The organism is Rugamonas rubra (assembly GCF_900114705.1).
GTDB classification, from domain to species: domain Bacteria; phylum Pseudomonadota; class Gammaproteobacteria; order Burkholderiales; family Burkholderiaceae_D; genus Rugamonas; species Rugamonas rubra.
This window is the reverse complement of the sequence record NZ_FOTW01000030.1, coordinates 48,090-64,311: the sequence shown is the minus strand read 5'-3', so window position 1 is coordinate 64,311 and position 16,222 is coordinate 48,090. Positions and strand designations below refer to the sequence as shown.

Sequence of the window (16,222 nt, the reverse complement as noted above, 5' to 3'; positions counted from 1 at the left end):
TTTTAGGCCGCGCCGTCCGCGCGCGCGCCACGGCCAAGCCGCGCCTCGGCACAATGGGAGATTGGCGAAGTGGCGCGAAACGGTGTAAATTGACGATTCACTTATATTGCACGCAAGGAATACCATGTCGATCAAAGTCATCCGCGACCAGTCTCTGCCCATGCGCCACGTCGCACATATCCGCAACCACCTGATTTCCGTTGACGAAGGCGTGGACGTCGGCGGCAGCGAGGCAGGCCCGACCCCGCACGACCTGTACGACGCCGCGCTGAGCGCCTGCAAGGCGCTGACCCTGGTCTGGTACGCCAAGCGCAAAGGCATCCCGCTCGAAGACGTCGAAGTGAGCATGGAGCGCGACGCCAGCGAGGAGCGCCACGGCACCTACCGCCTGGCCGCCACCCTGCACCTGGGCGGCCCGCTGACCGACGCCCAGCGCCAGGAGCTGCTGGCCGTGGCCGACAAATGCCCGGTCCACAAACTGATGACCAGCGTGACCACCGAAGTGAGCACCGTGCTGGGAGAGCCGAAATGAGCATCGCCAGCGTGTTGAAGGGCCACGACAAGGACCTCGGCGGCGGCTTCGTCGTGCGGCGCTATTTGCCGTCGGCGCTCAAGCAGGCGGTCGGCCCCTTCATCTTCTTCGACCACTTCGGCCCGGTCGACGTGCCGGCCGACGCCAACCACGACGTGCGGCCGCACCCGCACATCGGCCTGGCTACCGTGACCTATCTGTTCGAAGGCGCGATCGACCACCGCGACAGCATCGGCTCGGTGCAGCGCATCGAACCGGGCGCGATCAACTGGATGACCGCCGGGCGCGGCATCGTCCACTCCGAGCGCACGCCCAAGGATCTGGTCGGCGTGCCGCACCGCACCCACGGCCTGCAGCTGTGGGCCGCGCTGCCCGCCGCGCACGAGGAGGACGAGCCGAACTTCGTCCACACGCCGGCGGCCGACATCCCCGTCTTCAGCGTCGACGGCGCGCGCGTCAAGGTGTTGATCGGCACCGCCTTCGGCAAGACCTCGCCGGTGGCCACCTACAGCCAGACCCTGTATCTGGACGTGACGCTGCAGGCCGGCCAGGAGCTGGGCCTGGCCAGCCTGCCCGAGGAGGCGGCGATCTACCCGATCAGCGGCGAGCTGGAGATCGACGGCGTGCCGCTGGCGCTGCACACCATGGCGCTGCTCGACACGCGCAGCGCGCAGCTGGTGCGCGCCGCCAGCGCCGCGCAGTTCATGGTGATCGGCGGCGAGCCGCTCGACGGCCACCGCTTCCTGTTCTGGAACTTCGTCTCCTCGCGCAAGGAGCGCGTGGTGCAGGCCGGCGAGGACTGGACCGCGCAGCGCTTCGCCGCCGTGCCGGGCGAGACCGAGTGGATACCGCTGCCGCCGAAGGTCGGCAAGTAAACCAAGCTTCTCGACGAGTCTGGTCCCGGTCGGGAATGGTGAATTCCTGGCGACAAAGGCCTAGTACGGTGTGGTAGACGAGACTGGATAATTAGGCAACTAGATTGGCGATTGCGTTGCCACAGGCCCCGAGGAAATCCAGGCTACCTTCCGACTCAACTTTGCCAATCGGGAATTTCGTATTGGTTGACGGATCTATGTCGGCTTCGTGGACAATGGCATTTCTGCGGTCGGCGATAAGTTTCAGCCTCGTTCTTACTGCTGCGTCTGGCATGCCAAGTGACGCGGCGATCTTTTGCCATTTCTGCGATTCGTCCCAAATGTAGCTGAGGCCGTCTGCTATCTTGGCGGGGTCCTGAAAGGAAACGACCTTGAACTTTCGAAAAAGGGCCTGTTCGAACACGTGTTCCTTGGGAGGAATGGTGGCCTGGACCATTTCGGTATGTACCTGCATCGAGATGGGTTCCGACAGGTATTTTCCTGTCCGAGGGCGGACACCCATAAAGGACTGGACCATACCAATCCGCACGAGATCATGCATCAACTTGTCGAACGCGCTGACCGCGTAGACGAGCTGCGAACGTAGCAGGTCGTCGAATTGCTGCGGGATCGCGACTGTGGCGACTAGGTAGTCGTAGAGCACGGAAATTTCCCGCGCCTGCGCTATGTTTGAATTAAATAGGGTCAGCGAATTACGCATTTTCCATCAGGGATGTAATTTTTTCTGCCATACCGAGAAACTGCTCCGCGAACAGACGCCTCTTTTCTTGCATGTCGGCTAGAACAGGTCCCGTTTCTCCTATCTCACGGTCGGTCAGTTCGAACACCGGCACGCCTGCCTGCTGCGACTTTGGCAGCAGCCCCTGGAAATCCGGGACCTCAGCCAAACAGTATTGTGCCGCGATAAAATCAGGCCGGTATTGTTCTGCCGTATAGACCATCCCGCTCTTGGCCATTGCTGAAAAGAAGTCGCCGCTGAGTTTTTCCTTGATTTCGACGATGTTGTCGCGATACGGTCTTGCCGCTTTTCCGTTGCGGATGTTGAAGCGCTGGATAATGCTGCCGCAGAATTTTGGAACCCCTTCGAGCAAGGGGTAAGCGGAATCGGCAAAAAGGGACACGGCGTTTTTCTTCCAGTCCACCCAGCGCGGGAGCGCCACTTGGAGCGTATTCAGCGCCATGATCGAGAACGGGTCGGGGTTGGTGGGGACAAGGAACGCGTGGGCGGACAGGAACAGGTTTTGGTTCACCGAGCTCAGGCTCGGATTGAGATCGATAATCGTGTAGTCGATGGAGTACTTTTCCTCCGTCAGACGTAGCAACTCGGAAAAGGCGCCGGGAAGATTCTGTAGCGTGGAAATGGCATTGTTCGACGTCTGCGCGAACGTGAGCGCGGCGTCGTACTCCGACAGGTTGGCATGGCCGGCGAGGAGGTACATTGAGGGTGCCCGCTGCGGGCTGAAGCAGTTGACCGCACTGATGGGTACCGGCTTCCCTTGGAATGCCGGAGCGACCCCGTCCTTGATGTTTTGGAGCCTGGTTCCGTCATCGAGATAGTACTTCTCGAAATCGTCGCCCAGCACGAGGCTCGAAAGATTGCACTGGCTGTCGGCATCGACCAGCAGAACTTTGTGCCCTTTGGAAAGCATCCAGCCGAGGTTGAAAACGGTGGTCGTCTTGCTTACGCCCCCCTTATGGTTGAATACGACGAGCCTCTTAGCCATGGTTTCTCTCTGTTAGTTACTGCGCGCTCCAGGTCGATCACGTTTTTTCGGTCGCGGCCAGGCGACTGTATCACATCTCCCAGCGGCCAATTCTTGTTCCACGATGCGGGCCAACTTGCTGCTCGCGGTTGGTGCCGGTGAAATAGCTGCGGTCCCGCCGCCTTGCACGCGGCAGGAGCAGGGGATACGCTCGACGAACGACCGCCCGCTTATTTCTTGGGTTTGCTCACCTGCCTTTTTGCGTCATGGTACTGCCACAGCACGTTGAGGATTTTCCATTCGTTGCCGGCGGTCTTGTACAGGTGCATATGGTCGATCCACTCGTCCGCCGTCAACTTGACCGACGCCACCCGGTTGTCGATATCCAAGATCTTGATCTCGACCCGGGGGGATGGCGGGAACTTGTTGCCGTCCTTGTTGTACGTCCTGGCCACCTTCACCATCGTCTCGTAGTCGGTCTTCATGATGAATTCCGAGCCGTCCTCCGCCTGCCAGTAGGTGCGTTTGGCGAGTTCCTTGTCCAAGCCGCGCCGCATCATTTCCGGATCGGCTTTGTGCTGCGATTCAATGTAATCGAGCACGGCCCGTTCCACCGCTTGGCGGTCGGACGGGCTGTCGGCAAAGGCGGAAAAGGGCAGCAGCGCTGCGATGAAAAAAGTCAAGAATCGATGCATGAATCGTCCTCAGGTAGACCAATGTGTGACTGCGGGGCGAGTATTCGTGACATTTTCTTGATGCCGAACACTTAATTTTGACTGTATCACATCTTCCTGAGACCAATTCCGCTACTTGGCGCCGAATCATTCACCACCGCCCGTCCATGCTCAATCTAGAAAGAACTCCAGCCCGCGCGACAGGGCCGGGAACAGCGCGGAACCATGGTTCTCGCGCGGCAGCTCGATAAAGCGCACACGCTCCAGGCCCAGCGCCTGCTTCCGCGCCTCCAGCTGGGTGGCTAGATCGCGCGCCTCGTCCACCATCCGCTTTTGCGCCAGCACGGTGCCGCGCTCGCCGGCCTTGGCGGACGGCGGCGCGGTCGCTTGCTCCAGCTCGCCCACGGTGAGCAACAGTTGCGGCTGGTGTTGGCGCGACCCCGCCAGGCCCGGCACCTCGCTCAGCACGTGGCGTTCGGCGAACCAGATCGACGGGCTGGCGGCGACATAGGTCTGGAACGCCGCCGGCCGGGTGAACAAGGTGTGCAGTGTGAACAGGCCGCCATACGAATGGCCGAACAGGGCCTGCCGTTGCGTATCGATGGGCGTGCTGGCCTGTATCAAGGGCTTCAGTTCCTGTTCGATGAAGTCGAGGAAGAGATCGGCGCCACCCTCACCCGCGCCGGCCTTGCCGGCCGCCGGCGGCGTGTAGTCGCGGGCGCGGGCGGGCTCGTCGTAGTCCTCGGCGCCGGCGTAGCCGATGCCGACCACCACCGGCGCATGCAGTCCGGTCACCTTGCTGCGGCGCGCCACCGTGCGCGCCATCAGGGCCGCGCTGGGGAAGGCGGCGTTGCCGTCGAGGACGTAGATGACCGGATGGCCGGCCGGCGGTGGCGCCGTGTCCGGCACGCTGAGGAATATGCGGTAGTGCTGGCCGGTGCGCGCCGACGTCAGGTCCAGCTGCCGCGCCTGCGGCAAGCCGGCCGCCCGCCAGACGACGGCGGGCGTCACCGCCGCCGCCGTCGCCACCGTCGCCGTCGCGCCCGTGGCCGACGTGGCGCAGGCGGGCAGCCAGGCGCAGGCCAGCAGGGCGGCCGCGCCGCCGAGAGCCAGGCGGCGCATCACAGGTCCACCGAGGCCGACAGTTTATAGATGCGGCCCGCGCCCTGCGTCACATAGCCGTCGTTGAAGGAGCCGGCCCAGTAGCTCCTGTTGGCGACGTTCTCGACGTTGGCGCGCAGTTGCAGCGTGTGCGCCAGCCAGCGCACGCTGTGGCGCGCGCCCAGGTCGACGCGGGTCCAGCTGCCGATCTGCTGCGTGTTGCTGCTGTTGACGTACTGGCTGCCGGTGTAGACCAGGCGGGCGTTCAGGCTCAGGCCGTTGGCGCCGGGCACGCTCCAGTCGCCGCCGAGGTTGGCCTTCCACTTCGGCGTGCCGTAGATGGTCTTGCCGGTCAGGGCGGCGCTGGAGGCGTGCGTCATCTTGCCGTCGGTGTAGGTGGCGCCGCCCAGTACGCGCAGCTGGCCGCCGAGCTGGCCGAACACATTCCACTCCACGCCGCGGTTGCGCTGGCGGCCGTCGGCGTTGTAGGTGTTGCTGGCCGTATCCTTGAGCATGCTCGGGCGCTTGATCTGGAACACGCTGAGGGTGTTGCCGTACTCGCCCTGGTCCCACTTCACGCCGCCTTCGACCTGCTTGCTCTGGTAGGGCGCGAACACCTCGCCGAAGTTCTTCGCCGTGGCGTCGGTCACGCTGCCGCCCTGGCTCAGGCCCTCGATGTAGTTGGCGTACAGCGACAGCGCCGGCGTCCACGGCTTGACCACCAGGCCGAGCGCCGGCGTCAGCGCCCGCTTGTCGTAGTTGGAGGTGACGGCGCCGCTGACCGGGTGCAGCGCGCGGGTCTTGACCTGCTGCTCGCGCGCGCCGAGGGTCAACAGCACCTTGTCGCCGGCGAAGGCCAGCGTGTCGGCCAGCGCCAGGCTGCGCAGCGCGGCGTCGCCGACCTTGGGCGCCGGGCCGGGGTCGGCGCCCAGCGCCGGCGTGCCCGGCCGGTAGATGTTCGACTTGTAGTCGGCGCTGAAGCCCGGCGTGGCGCGGCCGGTGTCGAACTCCAGCGAGGTGGCGCTGAGCACCATCTGGTGGCGCACCGATCCGGTGGTGAAGCGGGCGCGCAGGCCCACCTCGGCCGAGGTGGTGTCGGTCGAGCCGCGTTGGTGGAAGGTGGTGCCGAGGTAGTCGCCGGCGGCGTTGCGGATCGCCGCGCGGGTGCCGTTGATGTAGCCCGAGTAGCGGTAGCGCAGCTTGCCGATCGCGGCGTAGGCGCTGAGCGCGTCGCTGAACTCGTAGCTGGCGCGCACGGCCACGGCGTCGTTTTCCAGCTTGCCGTAGATGCCGCGCAGCAGGTTGGTGCCGGTCTTGGGCGGCGCGATCACGCCGGTGCTGGGAAAGGACGCCATCCAGGAGCTGCCGTTGTCGATGTTCTCACGGTTGCTGTAGGCGTCCAGCGCCAGGTTCAGCTGCGCGCCGCGATAGTCCAGCGCGATGGCCGCCAGCAGGCGCTCCTTCTTCTGCTCGTCGACGCCGACCTTGCCGTCGCGGTAGCCGCCGTTGAAGCGCACGCCGTAGCGGCCGTTGTCGCCGAAGCGCCGGCCGGCGTCCAGGTGGGCGCCGAATTGCGCGGCGGAGCTGAAGTCGGTGCTCAGGCGCAGCAGCGGCTTGTCGCCGGCGCGCTTGGGGACCAGGTTGATGACGCCGCCCACGCCGCCCTGTGGCGACATGCCGCCCAACAGCGCGCCCGGTCCCTTCAGTACTTCCACCCGTTCGACGAACTCGGTCGGCGCGTGGCCGTAGGGCGACAGGCCGTACAGGCCGTTGAAGGCCAGGTCCTCGCCGGTGATCTCGAAACCGCGAATGCTGAAGTTCTCGTAGATGTGGCCTTCGGAGGTGGTGAAGCGCACCGATGGATCGTTCTGCAGCACGGCGGCCACGGTGGAGGCTTGCTGGTCCTCGATCAGGCCGGCGGTGTAGGCGCTCAGGTTGAAGGGCGCGTCCATGGTGCTGGTGCTGCCCAGTATGCCGAGCTGGGCGCCGCGCGCCACCTGGCCGCCGGCGTACACGCCAGGCAGCTCGTCGGCCAGCAGGGTGGAGGTCACGGTGACCTGCGCCAGCGCCTGCTCCTTGCGCTGCGCGGCCGGCGCGACGGCCGGCCTGCCCTGCAACAGATAGCCGGCGCTGGTTTTGCCGATTGCGTAGGGGCTGTCGCGCAGCAGGGTGTTGAAGCCGTCTTCCGTGCTGTAGCTGCCCTTCAGGCCGGGACTGCGCAGACCTTGCACCTTGTCGGCGTCGAGCGCGACGGCCACGCCGGCCAGTTGGGCAAAACGGTTCAGGGCGTCGGCCAGCGGACCGGCCGGAATGTCGTACTGGGCGTTGGCGCTCTGCGCGAAGGCGCCGCCGCTTGCGCCCAGCACCAGCGCGCCGCCGAAGGCGAGCCGCAGGGCGAGGGTCAAGGGGGCCAGCGCGGCGCGGCGGCTAGGTGTGTGGTGTTGCATGGATTGTTGCTTGGACATGGGTTTCGGCTTCCTGATGGTCTGAATGAACTTGCTTACATAGACCTTGACGGGCGAAAACCGCGAAACGGAACCAGCCTCTACAAAATATTCTCAGGGCGGCGGCGCGTCGACCACGACCACATACCGCGTGTAGCTGCGGATGCGCAGCGTCGGGAAGCTGTCGAGCAGCAGCTGCAAGGCCCGCTCGGAGTCGTCCAGCGGCAGCACGGCGCTGACCCGCATGGCGGCGATCTGGCGCTTGTCGTACTTGATCACGCCACCGCGCTGGCGCGCCAGCGCGTCCAGCACCTCGGCCAGCGGACGGTTTTGCACCACCAATTGATGGTCGCGCCAGGCATCGGCCACGCTGTGCGGGTCGACGGCCGAGATGCGGCCGACGCCGCCCGCCGTGATGCGCACCTTCTCGCCGGCCGCCACCACGGTGGCTGGGGCCAGGCTGTCGGCCGCGCGCGCCTCGGTTTTCGATTCCAGCATCGCCAGGTCGGTGCCGCCGGCGCCGCGCTCCACCACGAAGCGGGTGCCGAGCGCGCGGATGCTGCCTTCCTCGGTTTGCACCAGGAAGGGCCGGTCGGGGTCGCGCGCCACGTCGACCAGCACCGCGCCTTGCAACAGCTTGAGCACGCGCCGGTTGGCGGTGAATTGCTGGTCGACGGCGCTGCCGCCGCTGAGCGTGATGCTGCTGCCGTCCGCCAGCACGCGGGTCTGCCATTCGCCGACGCCGGTGCGCACGTCGGCGAGCAGGACGGCGGGTTTCCAAGCAGGCAGGCCCAGCGCGACGGCGCCGACCAGCAGGGCGACGGCGAGCGCGCTGATGGCCGCCGCTGTCCATGTGGCGCTGGCGGTCGATCCTTTGCCGGCCGGCCGGCGGGAGGCCGCCAGCGCGGCGCGCGCGGGACGGCCGTCGAAGGCGTCGAGTTGGCCCAGCAGGGCTTGCATGCGCAGCGCGGCGGCGGCATGGCGTGGATCGGCCTGCTGCCACGCCTCGAAGCCGGCGCGCGCCTCGGCGCGGCCGGCCGCCTCGTCGCCGGTCAGGGAAATGATCCATGCCGCCGCCTGCTCGGCGACGCGGCCTTGTTCGGTATTCAAAGGCATGGCTGGCCGAGCGCCGTGTCGCAGCGCAGCAGCGCCTGCACCAAATATTTGTGCACCATGCGGGTCGATACGCCCAGCCGTTCGGCGATGGCGGCGTGGCTGGCGCCGTCCAGGTAGTGCATGAGGAAGGCGTCTCGGGCGCGCGTCGACAGCTGTTCCAACGCGCCGGCGATGCGCTCGAGCGACTGCACGGCCAGCAGGATCTCCTCGGGAGACGGGTAGCAGGGCAGTTGCGCGGCCAGCGCCTCCAGCTCCAGCATGTAGGCCTGCTCGATGGCGTGGCGGCGGCTGCGGTCCACCAGCAGGCGCTTGGCGGTGGTGGTGAGGAAGGCGCGCGGCTCGGCCAGCTGGGGCAATTTGTCGCTGGCGGCGAGCAGCCGCAGGAAGGTGTCTTGCGCCACATCGGCCGCGTGGTGGGCGCAACCCAGGCGCCGGCGCAGCCAGCCCAGCAGCCATGCATGGTGCTCGCCGTACAGCGAGGCCATGTCTTGCTGGGGCGGATGCTGCGCAATCGTCATGTTGATCTAGATGGGAATAAGAATTATTCTCATTTTAGCGCAACTGGACCGGGTGGCGCAATCGGCAGGAAAATGTCGACGTGGCCGCCGCCTGCGTGGGTGGCGCCGGCCGCGCTTTCACTGGGCATGCTTCGCCGTCGCGTCTGCTGCCAGTGATCTCGGTTCGCATTCACATGGACAATCTTGACCTTTTTGGTCTGGCATCCACCGGCATTCGATATATAGATCTATGTCCATTCGACGGCAACGGCCGCCTCCAAAGGGGTTTGCCATTGCAAAGTATGATAAGGTAATACCTATCATTCACCGACAGGAGAAGCACCATGACTGCCGCCGTTGCCCGCCCCATGTCGGTCAAGCTTGACCCGGACACGCGCACCCGTCTAGAGCACTTGGCGGAGTCCCGCCGCCGAACCCCGCACTGGATGCTGCGCGAGGCCGTCGCGCAGTACCTCGAACGCGAGGAAAAGCGTGAATCTTTCCGCCACGATACGCTCAAGGCATGGGAGGAGTATCGGACCACCGGGCTGCATGTCACGGCTGACGAGGCCGACGCGTGGCTTGCGCAGCTTGCGGAAGGCAACGATATCGAACCGCCTGAATGCCACGTCTGATCTGGTCGCCGCTCGCGTTGCGCGACGTGCAGCGCATCTATCGCTTCTTAGCTGGCAAGAATCCTGGCGCCGCAAAGCGTGCCGTTCAAGCCGTCCGGGAAGGGGTGAGGGTGTTGGGGCATCAGCCGCAGATTGGCCGCCCCATTGATGACATGGCGGAGGTCTACCGGGAATGGCAGATCGACTTTGGCGACAGCGGCTATGTGGTGCGCTACCGCGCTGCGCCCCATGCCGTCATCGTTTTGGCTGTGCGTCACCAGAAAGAAGCCGGAGACTGAGCCAATTGTCGCCTACATGAACGATCGGCGGCAAACGCCCCAAAGCCGCCAGTGGAATTTCCCAGGGGATGCTTATTTTTCTACCGAGATGCTTACTTCTGGCTGATGGCAAGAAACAACGTCAATAATATGATTAAGGCAAAAAATTCCCCAGTGTGTCATTGGACCGGGGAAGCTATCATCGGAAAAAGTCGCATCTCTGACAAAATCAAGATATCTTGACTTCAAATATTTGACGAAATTTCTTCCTTCGAAAATTTCGTAATTATCCACAGTTGTATAGCTTTCGTTCCGAACCGAATACGCTACATAGCTAGGCCACTGTAAGGTGAATATCTTGCAGCCAGTCACATGTTCAATTGGACTGCCTAAAGGTAAGTTTTAGTCCAGTGCCTCACTCAATGACCGCAATGCATCAGGAGATGCAGGTAACGTGAATGCTTCAAAAATTTGCAAGCGCAATTCATTATCGGACGGTTCGCTTATGCTGTTCATAAACAGCCATTTGCAGCCTTGGATTTCAGTTTCAAAACTCATAAAATCGTACTCATATCTAATCGAAGGTCTGGTACTGGCCGTCAGATGCCAATGTTAGTCGCCGAATACGTAGTTCGGCAAGCTACTGTTATCGAGCCATTGAGCTGCTAGCAAGCTACCAAGAGCGGATGCTTTGCGCAGCCATATCCGACCCTGCGTGGTATCTGGAGTCGCATGGATACCATTCGTGAGCATGTATCCCATCACTGCCATCGCGTGGATATTTCCACCAGCCGCCGCACGCTGTAAGAAGTTCCATCCATCCGACTCGCTTTGAAGTACACCCTTGCCTGAAATATATAACTCGCCAAGCGTCTCTTCGGCATCGGGATGGCGCTGTTGGGCTGCTTTGCTTATCCAGAGTGCCGCCTGCGGCAAGTCTTTTGGCACCCCTTTTCCGCGCAAGTACATTAAGCCCAGATGCAATTGAGCCGCTGGAATCTCAGCGTCCGCACCCTTGCGGTAAAGAGTCACGGCCTTGGTATCGTTATGCTCAACACCAAGTCCACCTTCATAAAAACTTCCTAACTTATCTTCAGCGACATGGTCACCCTGGTTGGCGGCCTTAGCGTACCATTCCGCCGCGAGGATGGGATTGCGAGCAACGCCTGAGCCTGCTTCATAGAAGCGCCCTAACTTCAACTGGGCATTGACGTTCCCTTGTTCTGCTGCCTTTTGATAATAGACCAACGCTTGCTCGGGATTTTTAGATACTCCAGCCCCATAAGTTAGGCTGTTTCCCAGTTCGTATTGGGCATCAGGTTGACCGCGTTCAGCTGCAAGACGAAACATCTTGGTTGCATATTCAAGGTCCATAGGTAACCCTTCTTGGCCTCGATAGAGCATCCCCAATTTGTATAGGGCAGTAATTTCTCCTTTAAGCGCATTCGCACGATAAGCATCTGCCAAGACTAAGGCTTTTTGCTGCTGTTCAAGCGTTTCGATAGTCCACACGTACTGTATGGGAGCCCAAGCACCAATTTTTATGCCGTTAATGGTTGCAGGGTGAAATTGGCATTTCTCAATGCCGTGTTGTGCTGCTTCGTCTAATAGATGGTAGCCGCTAGTTTTAACGATGACCGAGTCCTTAACTTTCCCGTCCTCGCTAATCAGGAAAGACAACATTACGGTGCCGGTTTGCTCCTTGCGCAAAGCTTCCTTAGGCCATTCAGGCTTCTGACAGGTATTGAAGTTTGCTATTGGGCGCACGTCTGGTTCCGCGCTAACTGATACACTGGCGCACAAAAATATGGCCATTCCCAATACTGATGTGGCAGCTTTTTTTCTGAAAATATTCGGTTTCATTAAGGAGCTGTAGATGAGTTGTTATGATTAGTGCGGACAAAAATAGAAAAAGATGGCCTGCGGCGATGACTGCTGTTGGCCGAAGCCGGCCGATGGCGTTCAGGATAGCATCTTGCCTTCCTGCAAAACTCACACATTCTCACTTTAGACGGAGGCCACCCCTAGCAGAAATTCGCGAGTGGCCACGCCTCGTCCTTGGGCGGGGTACTTCAAATCAGAAATTGGTCTAATCCAGTCTATTTGAAGCTATCCGAGGCGAATTCAGTCTGAAATTCGTGGGCGCTTGTCGATAACGGTCTATAAATTCACAAGGCAAGTCTAATACGGTCCCGTTCCCCGAGGCGAAAATCTAAAACGAACTAAGTTTTCATTGCTCAGTCTAATTTTTAGACTCTTATCGGAAGGATTGAATCATGGAATACGAACCGAAGCAAGCTGTCTACCTGCCCACATGCGATTTCCTTGAGCTGGAACTCCATTTGATGGATACACGTCCCGGCGTGAAGCCTGAAGCCTTTGTGACGGAACTCGTGCAACGCTGGCTGGCGGTTGAAATGGAGCGGCTCGCGCTGCGCAAGAATGGCACGGCTTTGCGCGGCTTTCAATGGAAGAAAGTCTTCCTGCCCGACGGAACCAGCCTATGAACCAGCTATCGCGATACCATCGAATTCGCCAAAGTGGTTGGCGACCACATCGTTTCCGACGATGGCACAGCGTTGACTCCGTCGCTATTCGCCAACCGCCACACGAACGGGCGCAACGCGTGGCGCTTCGTCTGGCTGCGTTTTCCTGGCGACGGTTACTGGGTTCGCGCCGCCAATTGCAGGGCTCGCATTGATGATCAGCTGCGAATGCGGTCTAAAAAAAGCCCCGAAATGTACAAAACGGTCTAATTCAGAAAGGCGGAAAGTCTAATCCGGTCCCAAGATTTCTTCGCGAAGGCGAATTCGGTCTATAAAATTTGGCGCCTCGGCGATTCTCGACTCTATTAGACCGACGTCGAGCGGTTTCGACCGAATTAGACCGATTACCCGGAAAGAAGACCCCCGCCCAGACCTCGGGCGTATGTTCGCCAACCCATACGTTCAGCCGTTTGACGCACACTGAACGGCGGCACTTGGCCGAAGGCCGACACTGCGGTAGATGGATTGCAAAGCGCTGCCACACCCATACCAGCAACGGCGGGCGAACGTGGTCAAGTGGGGATGCCGCGACCTGCTAGGCGGTCGACAGGTCGTGCGCGCCGACGGTGCTGTAGAGATCGCTGGCGCCGGTGCGGATGATCCAGTGCTCGGGATACGGCTCGCTGGCGAAGCGCTTGTGCTTGGCCATGCGGCTGAGCTGGGTGAGGGCGGTGGCGGGCGCCAGCGCGGTCTCCTTGCCGCTGAGCTGGTCGAGGTGCCAGAAGCCGCCGTCGCGGTGCAGCAGCAGCGGCAGGCCGGCGGCATTGGGCGTGGTGGCGAAGGGCGCCATCGGGTAGCCGGGGTGGGTCTCCGGCGCCAGCAGGTAGAAGCATTCGGCCTGCGCGCCCTGGTCGATGCGGTGTAGGACCACGCCGTGCGGCATGATGGCCGACACCGACAGCACGACGATGCCCTTGATGCTGGCGCTCAGTTCGATGCGCATGCCGAGCCGCAGCGCGGTCGGCTTGTGCTTGCCTGGCCACACGCCGTCCAACAAGATGCCGTAGCGCGACACGTCCTCGATCTCGAAGCCGTGGCCGGTGCGGCGGATCACGGCGTGGCGGCCGGACAGGCGGCGCGTCAGGCCGTTGTTGTCCTGGCCGGCGTCGCCGTAGTGGCTGAGCAGAACGTCGGCCTCTGGGTCGACCAGCTCGAAGCGGCCGAACACGCACTCGTCGAGCGCGAACAGGCGGATCTGGCGCTGCGCGCCGGCCTCCGGCGCGGCGTTGACCAGGCTGGCGGCGCGGCTGGGGTGGGGGTGTAGCGCGGCCGAGGCCGGCATGTCGATCTCGATCAGGTCCTCGTCCCAGGCGATGGTGGAAAAGCCCATGTCGACCTTGCCCTGCGGCGCGCCCAGGTCGAGGTGGGCGATGCCGGCGTTGCGGGCGGTGACGTCGATGTCCATGCTGGCGCCGCCCTGGGCGTTGACGCGGGCGATCGAGGCGTCGTCGGCCATCACGCGCACGTTCTTGTGCGTGCTGAGGAAGATGCGGTGGATTTCGGTCAGGGTGGCGTCAAGCCGGGGCACCAGGATGACGAAGGTGCAGACCCAGGTGCGCGCGGCCAGCGCGGCGTGGCGGCTGAGCAGCTCCATGCTGATCTGGTACTGGCCGTGCTCCTTGCCGCGCGAGGAGAATTCGACGAAGACGGGGCGCCAGTCGCCGCTGGTGGAGCGGACGAACTGCTGGCGGGCGGCGCCTTCGGGGATCAATTCGGACTGCAGTTGCAGCGTCAGTTGTGGCGCGCAGCCTTCGGGCATGCCGCGCAACTCCATTTTCAAGGTCTGGCGGCCGCCGGCGGCGCGCGGGTCGAAGCCGCTGATGTGCAGCTGCGGGCGCTCGGACTGGGCGCGCTGCATGGGTCGGGCGTAGCCGGCGGGGGAGGGAGCGGCGGCGCTTGCTTCGGTCAATGTGGTCGGGACGGCCGGGCGCGCCGCGACCGGGTTGCCGGCGCGGGCGGAGCGCAATGCGCTGAGCAGATCGTAGCTGGTGACCGGGGCGGTGCGTGCCGCTGGCTGGTCGTGGCCGCCCGCGCAGGCGGGCTCCCCAGGCATGACCCAGTACGTGCAGTGCGGGTGATCCGGGTTACTGCATTTTTTCATGACGTTCTGACCGACGAGATAAACAAGAGTTTATGCGTTTTTGCCGGTCTTTGGCAATCCGCCGCTCAATCGGACTGCATATATTTTCGCAATGACAGCATTCCGGCCGCCCGCGCAACATCTGTCATGATGAAAGTGGCTGGAAACGGGCGTTCGGTAGTGCCGTTTCGTCAACATTCGGCGGCGCGGCGAAACGCAGGACGATGGCGCTGACGTTATCGATATGCAAGCCAGGCGGCGGCCGCTGGGCGAACTCGTCGAACAATTGGCCGAGCACGGCGCTGGCGTCTTGCCCGCGCCGCGCCAGCAGTTCGGGCCAGCGCTCGGTCCAGGCCTGCGGCTTGGCGCAGGCCCAAAAGCCGTCGGTGGCCAGCAGGTAGACGGCGCCGGGGCGCGGCACCAGCGCGCGGCGGTCGGCCAGGTGGCGCAGGAAGGTCGGCAGGCGCGCCGAAGTCAAGGCGCACAGGCCGTCGTCGAGCACCTGCGGATTGGCGAAGGCGTTGCCGAGGATGAAGGCCTGCGAGATCTGCGCGCGGTGCTCGCCGTGCACCTGCTGCCACCATTCCTGCGCGCCGAGCAGGCCGTGCAGGGCGAAGGCGGTGGCCGGCACGTGGTCCACCGTCAGCGGCTCGGCGGCCTCGGGGGTGATCTCGTAGAGCCGCGAGTCGCCGACGTGGTAGAGCAGCGGCGCCTGGCCGGGGGGGATCTCGATCAAGGTCAGCGTGGTGCCGGGGCGGCGGAAGTCGTCGTGGTCGGTGGCGCTGCGGAAGTGGCTTTGCAGCGCGCCGTGCAGCGCGTCGAGGCGGGTGGCCAGTTGTTCGAGCGTGGCGCAGGCGGGCACGCCGAGCAGGCCGTGGGCCACCGCCTCGGCGGCCTGGCGGCCGTTGCCGTGGCCGCCCATGCCGTCCATCACGGCCAGGCGCACGTGGCCGGCCGGCCAGTCGGCCAGCTGCGCGCTGCACTCGGCCTGGTCGCGCAGGAAGACGGCGCGGCCGCGCCCGTCGATCAGCAGGATGTTGTCCTGGTTCTCGGGCACCTGCAGCTTGCTGATGCTGGCGTCGCTGCGGGCGGCGATGTCGAGGCCGGGGCCGAAGGCCAGGGTGTCGGTCAGTGAGGTCATCGTGGGCGGCGCGCGTCCTGTCGTGGCGGATGGCCACAGCTTAGCCGAAAAACCGCGCAGCGCGGCCATCGCGCTGGAGTATGTTTTTTCATTCACCGCTACTCCGCAGCCACAGGCTGTTGGCCCAGCCGACTCTATCCTCGCCGCCGACGCGGGCGCGCACCTGCCACCAGTCGCCGTCGCGCCGGCCGGTCGGCGTGACGCTGGCGCCGGCCGGCACCGTCAGCAGGCGCGCCGTCTGCACGCCGGCCGCCTGGCGCAGGTTCAGGTCGCGGTGCACCTGGAAGGGCCGGCCGGCGATCGGCCCGCCGGCCGGGGTGGTAGTGGGCGGCGCGGTGGCCGCGACCCGCGTCGTCGATGAGGGGGACGGCGTCGGTGTGCTGGTCGCGGCGGCAAGCGCCGGCGTGCTGGCGCCGCCGCGCGTGGCGAGCAGGATCAGGCTGCCGAAACCCCAGGCGCCGACGACGAGGATCAGCAGGGCGCGCGCGTTGGGGCGTTGCCACCAGCGCCGTGGCGTCAGGTAGGCCGCCAGGAACAGCGTCAACAGCAGGCCGAGCGCGAAGGCGCCGGCGCTGTAGAGCCGTTCGTAGGACCAGTCGATGGGCAGGGCGGTGGGCATGG

General features: G+C 63.6%; 16 protein-coding genes. 5 read left to right on the top strand and 11 right to left on the bottom strand.

All coding sequences use genetic code 11. The features are described 5' to 3' along the window. The first annotated feature begins 124 nt into the window (after positions 1 to 124). Positions 125 to 532, top strand: a complete 408-nt coding sequence (locus BM252_RS25970; protein WP_093390568.1) for an OsmC family protein — start codon at positions 125 to 127, stop codon at positions 530 to 532. Beyond that, entirely contained in the window at positions 529 to 1,407 is an 879-nt protein-coding gene (locus BM252_RS25965) for a pirin family protein (RefSeq protein WP_093390567.1), read from the top strand. The genes BM252_RS25970 and BM252_RS25965 overlap by 4 nt, the downstream gene beginning before the upstream one ends. Positions 1,408 to 1,498: 91 nt before the next feature. Here BM252_RS25965 and BM252_RS25960 read toward each other — a convergent pair whose 3' ends face one another. The 7 genes from BM252_RS25960 to BM252_RS25930 all read right to left on the bottom strand — a co-directional run bounded on the left by BM252_RS25960 (position 1,499) and on the right by BM252_RS25930 (position 8,963). Then, positions 1,499 to 2,107, bottom strand: coding sequence for a HEPN domain-containing protein (locus BM252_RS25960; RefSeq protein ID WP_093390566.1), 609 nt, complete (start codon positions 2,105 to 2,107; stop codon positions 1,499 to 1,501). Further along, positions 2,100 to 3,131: a ParA family protein gene (locus BM252_RS25955; protein WP_093390565.1), complete on the bottom strand. Its 1,032-nt coding sequence runs from the start codon at positions 3,129 to 3,131 to the stop codon at positions 2,100 to 2,102. Before BM252_RS25955 ends, BM252_RS25960 begins: the two co-directional genes overlap by 8 nt. A 209-nt stretch (positions 3,132 to 3,340) precedes the next feature. After that, on the bottom strand, positions 3,341 to 3,805 hold the full coding sequence (locus BM252_RS25950) for a nuclear transport factor 2 family protein (RefSeq protein WP_093390564.1): 465 nt from the start codon (positions 3,803 to 3,805) through the stop codon (positions 3,341 to 3,343). Positions 3,806 to 3,955: 150 nt separating this feature from the next. After that, entirely contained in the window at positions 3,956 to 4,906 is a 951-nt protein-coding gene (locus BM252_RS25945) for an alpha/beta hydrolase (RefSeq protein WP_093390563.1), read from the bottom strand. Beyond that, a complete protein-coding gene (locus tag BM252_RS25940; protein ID WP_093390582.1) occupies positions 4,906 to 7,332 on the bottom strand; it encodes a TonB-dependent receptor in 2,427 nt (808 codons plus the stop codon). The genes BM252_RS25945 and BM252_RS25940 overlap by 1 nt, the downstream gene beginning before the upstream one ends. A 111-nt stretch (positions 7,333 to 7,443) precedes the next feature. Then, positions 7,444 to 8,445: a FecR family protein gene (locus BM252_RS25935; protein WP_093390562.1), complete on the bottom strand. Its 1,002-nt coding sequence runs from the start codon at positions 8,443 to 8,445 to the stop codon at positions 7,444 to 7,446. Then, on the bottom strand, positions 8,436 to 8,963 hold the full coding sequence (locus BM252_RS25930; RefSeq protein WP_093390561.1) for a sigma-70 family RNA polymerase sigma factor: 528 nt from the start codon (positions 8,961 to 8,963) through the stop codon (positions 8,436 to 8,438). The genes BM252_RS25935 and BM252_RS25930 overlap by 10 nt, the downstream gene beginning before the upstream one ends. 323 nt (positions 8,964 to 9,286) lie before the next feature. Here BM252_RS25930 and BM252_RS25925 point away from each other — a divergent pair, with 323 nt between their 5' ends. Together BM252_RS25925 and BM252_RS25920 are read left to right on the top strand one after the other, a co-directional pair. Next, positions 9,287 to 9,577 carry a CopG family ribbon-helix-helix protein gene (locus BM252_RS25925; RefSeq protein ID WP_093390560.1) on the top strand — a complete coding sequence of 97 codons (291 nt, stop codon included), beginning with the start codon at positions 9,287 to 9,289 and terminating at the stop codon, positions 9,575 to 9,577. Further along, positions 9,565 to 9,855 (top strand): type II toxin-antitoxin system RelE/ParE family toxin, encoded by a 291-nt coding sequence (locus BM252_RS25920; RefSeq protein ID WP_093390559.1) that lies wholly within the window; start codon positions 9,565 to 9,567, stop codon positions 9,853 to 9,855. Before BM252_RS25925 ends, BM252_RS25920 begins: the two co-directional genes overlap by 13 nt. 591 nt (positions 9,856 to 10,446) lie before the next feature. Here BM252_RS25920 and BM252_RS25915 read toward each other — a convergent pair. After that, the gene (locus tag BM252_RS25915; protein ID WP_093390558.1) at positions 10,447 to 11,697 is read right to left on the bottom strand and encodes a TonB family protein; all 1,251 of its coding nucleotides are present in this window, start codon (positions 11,695 to 11,697) and stop codon (positions 10,447 to 10,449) included. 413 nt (positions 11,698 to 12,110) lie between these two features. Here BM252_RS25915 and BM252_RS25910 point away from each other — a divergent pair, with 413 nt between their 5' ends. Then, on the top strand, positions 12,111 to 12,341 hold the full coding sequence (locus BM252_RS25910; RefSeq protein ID WP_093390557.1) for a hypothetical protein: 231 nt from the start codon (positions 12,111 to 12,113) through the stop codon (positions 12,339 to 12,341). Between the two features lie 574 nt (positions 12,342 to 12,915). Here BM252_RS25910 and BM252_RS25905 read toward each other — a convergent pair. The 3 genes from BM252_RS25905 to BM252_RS25895 form a co-directional block, all read right to left on the bottom strand. Continuing rightward, positions 12,916 to 14,433, bottom strand: coding sequence for an FHA domain-containing protein (locus BM252_RS25905; RefSeq protein ID WP_093390556.1), 1,518 nt, complete (start codon positions 14,431 to 14,433; stop codon positions 12,916 to 12,918). Between the two features lie 172 nt (positions 14,434 to 14,605). Then, positions 14,606 to 15,601 (bottom strand): PP2C family protein-serine/threonine phosphatase, encoded by a 996-nt coding sequence (locus tag BM252_RS25900; protein ID WP_093390581.1) that lies wholly within the window; start codon positions 15,599 to 15,601, stop codon positions 14,606 to 14,608. Between the two features lie 88 nt (positions 15,602 to 15,689). After that, a complete protein-coding gene (locus BM252_RS25895; protein WP_093390555.1) occupies positions 15,690 to 16,220 on the bottom strand; it encodes an SH3 domain-containing protein in 531 nt (176 codons plus the stop codon). Positions 16,221 to 16,222 lie beyond the last annotated feature (2 nt).